Genomic DNA, 5660 nt, shown 5'->3' on the forward strand with positions numbered 1-5660 from the left:
GGTGGCGACGACCCGGGCGCCCGCCCTCGCCAGTCGGCGGGCGCAGGCGGCACCGATGCCGGATCCCGCTCCGGTCAGGAGCGCGACCTTGTCGCTGCACTCGGTCATGACTAAGGACACTGCCACGTCCTGACGCGCACGCGTGAGAGGCCCCCCGAGTGTCCCGGTCGTCGAGTGTCCCGGTCGTCGCCACACCGCGGTCCCATCGCTGCCGCGCTACGGACGCCGACCCGCCGCGGAGCCGGCGGGGTTGGCTGGGTTGTCGGACCCACGTGATGTGCTTTGCCCGTGGTCGTCCTTCCTGCCCCCGCCCCCACCGCCCCGCGCCCCGGCTACCGGCTGATCGCCGCCCCGGTCGCGCCGCCGCGTCCGCTCGTCCTGGATGCGGCGCAGCGCGCGGTGGTCGAGCACGGCGTCGGGCCGCTGCTGGTGCTCGCCGGGCCCGGCACCGGGAAGACGGCCACGCTCGTCGAGGCGGTCGCCGCGCGGATCGAAGCCGGGACGGATCCGCGGTCGATCCTGGTCCTCACCTTCAGCCGGCGAGCCGCCGGAGAGCTGCGGGAGCGGATCACCGCACGGCTCGGTGCCGAGGGCGGGGCCGGCGGAGGTCCCGGGGCGTGGACGTTCCACGCCTGGTGCCTGGCGCTGCTGCGCGCGCACGAGCGGCCGGCCCCGCCGGGCGGGCTCCGGCTGCTGTCCGGCCCGGAGCAGGACAGTCGGCTGCGCGATCTCATCGAGGGTTCCCGCGAGGACGGCCGGCCGGTCTGGCCCGAGCCGCTCGTGGGTTGCCTGCGCACCCGCGGTTTCACCGAGGAGGTGCGGGCGCTGCTGGCCCGCGCCCGCGAGGTCGGGCTCGAACCGGTCGCGCTGGCGCAGCTCGCTCGGCGTACCGGCCGCCCGGACTGGGCCGCCCTCGCCGAGTTCTACGAGATGTACCTCGACGTGTTCGGATTCGAGGGGGCGGTCGACTACACCGATCTCGTCCACCGGGCCGTGGTCGTCGCCGAGAGTGCCGAGGGGGGCGCCTGGCTGCGTGGGCGCTACCGGCACGTCTTCGTCGACGAGTACCAGGACACCGATCCGGCTCAGGAACGCCTGCTGGGGGCGGTGGCCGGTGGTGGTGGCAACCTCGTCGTGCTGGGCGACCCGGACCAGTCGATCTACGCCTTCCGGGGGGCCGAGGTCGCCGGCCTGCTGGGCTTCCCGGCCCGGTTCCCCCGCCTCGACGGCGAGCCGGCGCCGATTGTCGCGCTGCGGCGCTGTCGGCGGATGGCCCCGGCCCCGCTGGCGGCGAGCCGGCACGTGGCCCGGCGGATCCCGGCCGCCGGGCTTCCGGTGGCTGCGATCCGGGCACACCGCGACCTCGTCGGGCGCGCCGACGCCGGGGCGGGCCAGGTGCAGGCCCGCACGTTTCCGGGCACCGGCGCGGAGGCCGAGTCGGTGGCCGACCTGCTCCGTCGCGAACATCTGGAGAACGGCGTCGCCTGGGACGCGATGGCGGTCCTGGTCCGCACGGCCGAGCGGATCGGCCGGTTGCGCCGCGTGCTGGCCGCCGCCGGCGTTCCGGTCAGCGCCGACGGTGACGACCTGCCGGTCGCCCAGGAGCCGGCCGCCGCCCTGCTCCTGCTGGCGCTGCGCTGCGCGGAGGATCCGGCCGGGGCGCTAACCGTCGACGCGGCGCGCACCCTGCTCACCTCGCCGCTCGGTGGAGCGGACCCGGCCGGGCTGCGGGCGCTGGGCCGGGCTCTGCGCACCTTCGAGCGCGACGCGGGGGCCGAGCATCCGGCGCCGTCGGCGGAGCTGTTGCGGGCGGCGGTCGCCGAGCCCGACCACTGGCTGGCGACGATCCCCGACGACCTGGCCGGTCCGGTCCGGCGGGTCGGCGGTCTGCTGCGGACGGCCGGTCAGGCGTTGCGGGACTCCTCGGGCGCCCCGCAGGACGCTCTGTGGGCGCTGTGGTCGGCGAGCGAGTGGCCGGCGCGGCTGCGACATGCCTCGGCGGCCGGGGGCGCTGCCGGGCGCGCGGCCGACCGTGACCTCGACGCCGTCGTGGCGCTCTTCGATGCCGTCACCCGGCTGGGCCAGCGGCGTGGGCCGGGCGGTGGCGTCGCGTCCCTGGTCGCGGAGCTCACCCGCCAGCAGATCGCCGGGGACGTCCTCAAGCCGGCCGGGGAGTCCGTGCGCCGCCGCGGGGTGCGGCTGCTGACCGCCCATCGCGCCAAGGGGCTCGAATGGGAGGTCGTCGTCGTCTGCGGAGTGCAGGACGGCACCTGGCCCGACCTGCGGGAGCGGCATTCGCTGCTCGGTGCGGAGCAGCTCGACGCGCCGTCCCGGGGCGGGTTGCGCCCGCCGCTGACCCGCCAGGACCTGCTCGCCGATGAACGTCGGCTGTTCTACGTCGCCCTGACCAGGGCGCGGCGCCGGCTGGTCGTCACCGCGGTGAACAGCCCCGAGGACGACGGCAGCCTGCCGAGCCGCTTCCTTGAGGAACTGGGGGTAGCGGTGGAGCACGTGCCCGGTCGCCCAGCCCGGCCGCTCACCCTGGTCGGCCTGGTCGCGACCCTGCGCCGGCTGGCGACGGAACCGGGCTCAAGCCCGGTGATGCGCTCCGCCGCGCAGGCCCGCCTCGCCGCGCTCGCCGCCGCACGGGACCAGGCGGGCCGGCCCCTGGTGCCGGCCGCGCACCCGGACACCTGGTGGGGGCTGCTCGACCCCACCACGTCGGATGTTCCTGTCGTCCCGGTGGCCGGGCCGATCCGGCTGTCCGGCTCCTCGCTGTCGAGCATCGGCGCCTGTTCTCTGCGGTGGTTCCTCGAGCACGAGGCGTACGCGGTCACCCCGGCCTCGACCGCGCAGGGATTCGGCAAGGTGGTGCACGCCCTGGCGGACGAGGTCACGACCGGGCGGACCCCGGCCGATCTCGCCGCGCTCGACGCCCGGCTGGACACGGTGTGGCAGCAGTTGGACTTCGACGCCCGCTGGCGCTCCGATCAGGAGCGTGCGGCCGCCCGCGAGGCGCTCGCCCGCTTCCTGGACTGGCACGCCGCCGAGCGCGGTCGGCGCGTGATCGACGCGGAGGTCAGGTTCTCCTGCGACCTACGGGTCGCCGGGCGGGACGTCCAGCTGCGCGGATTCATCGACCGGCTCGAACTGGACGGGGCCGGCCGGGTCCACGTCATAGACTTCAAGACCGGTCGGACCGCGGTCGCTCCCGCCGAGCTCGCCACCCACCCCCAGTTGGGCAGCTATCAGCTCGCCGTGCGGGCCGGCGCGCTCGACGATGTGCTCGCGGCCGCGGCGCCGGATCAGCCCGGGGCGGATCAGCCCCGGGCGGTGCCCGGCGGGGCGGAGCTCGTGCAGCTCCGGCGGGATGCCGGCGCTGCGGCGGCCGGTCCGCGGCTGCCGGGGGAGCGGCCTGGCCCGCCGGAGGTTCAGGCCCAGAGTGCGCTGCCTCCCGACGGCGTGACCTGGATGGACGAGGTGCTCGACGCGGCGGTGCGCACCATCGACGCCGAGGCGTTCCGGCCGACGCCCGGCGACCACTGCACGCTGTGCACCTTCCAGACGAGCTGCCCCGCGCGGCCCGAGGGACGTCAGGTGGTCGAGTGAACCCGCAGGTGGAGCAGCCGGGCGCGGGTGTCCACGTGACGATTCCCCGCCAGCCGTTCCTGCCCGGTTTCGACGGCGACGTCGACGGTGACCCGGCGGGCGGCGTCGCCGCTCCCCGGCTCGACCCGGATGACCTGCGCGACCTGCTGGAGGTCCCGTATACCGACGAGCAGATCGCCGCGGCCACTGCTCCGCTCGAACCGGGGATCATCATCGCGGGCGCGGGATCCGGCAAGACCTCGGTGATGGCCGCGCGGGTGGTCTGGCTCGTCGCCACCAGGCAGGTGCGGCCCGACCAGGTGCTCGGACTGACCTTTACGACGAAGGCAGCGGCGGAGCTGTCCGGTCGGGTGCGGCTGGCGTTGCGCAAGGCGTCGGCCGGGGCGGGCCCGGGTGGACCGGCCGCGGACGGCGAGGTGGATGGGGAGCCGACCGTCGCCACCTACCATGCCTTCGCCGGGCGGCTGGTCGTCGACAACGCCCTGCGGCTGGGGCTGGAGCCGGACCTCCAGCTGATCTCCGGCGCGGCCCGCTACCAGCTCGCCGCCCGGGTCGCCCGCTCCCACGGCGGGAAGGTGGAGGCGCTGACACGTTCGCTGGGCGCGCTCGTCGGCGAGCTCGTCGCGCTGGACGCCGAGATGAGCGAGCACCTGGTCGATCCGGCGGACCTCGTCGCGTTCGACGGCGCGCTGCTCGCCGAGATCGACGCGGCGCTGCGGCGCGCCGAGCAGCGGCGGGGCACCCGGGGCGTCCGCCGGGAGCTACGCCGCTGCTCGGCCGCCGCCCGGGGGCGCCGGGAGCTGGCCGCCCTGGTGGCGGAGTACCGGGCGGCCCGGCGGGAACGCGACGTCCTGGACTTTGGTGACCAGGTCACCTGTGCCGCGAGGCTCGCCGAGACCATGCCGGAGGTCGGTCGGGCCGAGCGGGCGCGGGCCGCTGTCGTCCTGCTCGACGAGTACCAGGACACCTCGGTGGCCCAGCGGCGGATGCTCACCGGCCTGTTCGGCGGCGGGCATCCGGTCACCGCCGTCGGCGACCCCTGCCAGGCGATCTACGGCTGGCGCGGGGCGTCGGTGGCGAACCTCGACCACTTCCCCACGCACTTCCCCGGGGCCGACGGCACGCCCGCGGCCGTCTACGAACTGTCGGTGAACCAGCGCAGCGGCGGCAGGCTGCTCCGCTTCGCCAACACCGTCGCCGCACAGCTGCGGGCCCGTCACCGCGTCGTCGAGCTCCGCCCGCGGCCCGACGTGGCTGACCAGGGCGAGGCAGTGGTCGCGTTGCACGTCAGCTGGGCCGACGAGGTGGCCTGGATCGCCGGCCAGCTCCGCCGGGTGGTCGACGCCGGCACCGCTCCCGGCGACATCGCCGTGCTGGTCCGGGCCCGTGGCGACATCCCCGCGCTGTTTACCGCGATGCAGGCGGCCGGGCTGCCCGTCGAGGTCGTCGGGCTGACCGGGCTGCTCATCGTCCCGGAGGTCGCCGAGATCGTGGCCATGCTGGAGGTGCTCGACTCGCCGACGGCGAACGCCGCGCTCGTTCGGCTGCTCACAGGGCCGCGGGTGCGGCTCGGCCCCCGGGATCTCGCCGCGCTCGGCCGCCACGCGCGTGAGGCGGCGCGGGTCCCGGAGCCGGTCGGCGATCCGGACCTGCCGGGACGGTCCGATCCACTTGCCGAGGCGGTCGCCGACGTCGACCCCGCCGACGTCGTCGCCCTGTCGGACGTCCTCGACGACCCCGGGCCGCAGATGTCCGCGCCGGGGCGCGCCCGGGTGCGTCGGCTTGCCGCCGAGATCGCCGCGCTGCGTGGGCACGTCGGCGAGGGCCTGCTCGACCTGCTGCACCGGGTGGTCGCGACGATCGGGCTGGACGTGGAGCTCACGGCGACCGAGGTGGCGGTGCGGGCCCGGCGCCAGGAGAACGTCGCGGCCTTCCTGGAGGTGGCCGCGGGCTTCACCGATCCCGACGGCACGAACTCCCTGCCCGCGTTCCTCGGATTCCTCCGGGCGGCGCGGGAGCACGAGCGGGGTCTCGACGTCGCCGGCCCGTCC

At 76.1% G+C, this 5660-nt stretch carries 3 protein-coding genes; 2 read left to right on the forward strand and 1 reads right to left on the reverse strand.

Annotated features, from left to right (window positions below; genetic code table 11):
• Window positions 1-108, reverse strand: a 108-nt coding sequence (locus AC08ON_RS03550; protein WP_476616444.1) for an SDR family NAD(P)-dependent oxidoreductase, incomplete at its 3' end; no start/stop codon positions are given.
• 180 nt (window positions 109-288) lie between these two features.
• On the opposite strand from AC08ON_RS03550, the gene AC08ON_RS03555 reads away from it, so the two are divergent.
• Together AC08ON_RS03555 and AC08ON_RS03560 are read left to right on the forward strand one after the other, a co-directional pair.
• Window positions 289-3609 carry an ATP-dependent helicase gene (locus tag AC08ON_RS03555; protein ID WP_476606384.1) on the forward strand — a complete coding sequence of 1107 codons (3321 nt, stop codon included), beginning with the start codon at window positions 289-291 and terminating at the stop codon, window positions 3607-3609.
• Window positions 3606-5660: ATP-dependent helicase (locus AC08ON_RS03560; protein ID WP_476616440.1), on the forward strand; the 2055-nt coding region annotated here is incomplete at its 3' end. The genes AC08ON_RS03555 and AC08ON_RS03560, both read left to right, overlap by 4 nt.

It is taken from the genome of Frankia sp. CoWAU3 (assembly GCF_977971855.1).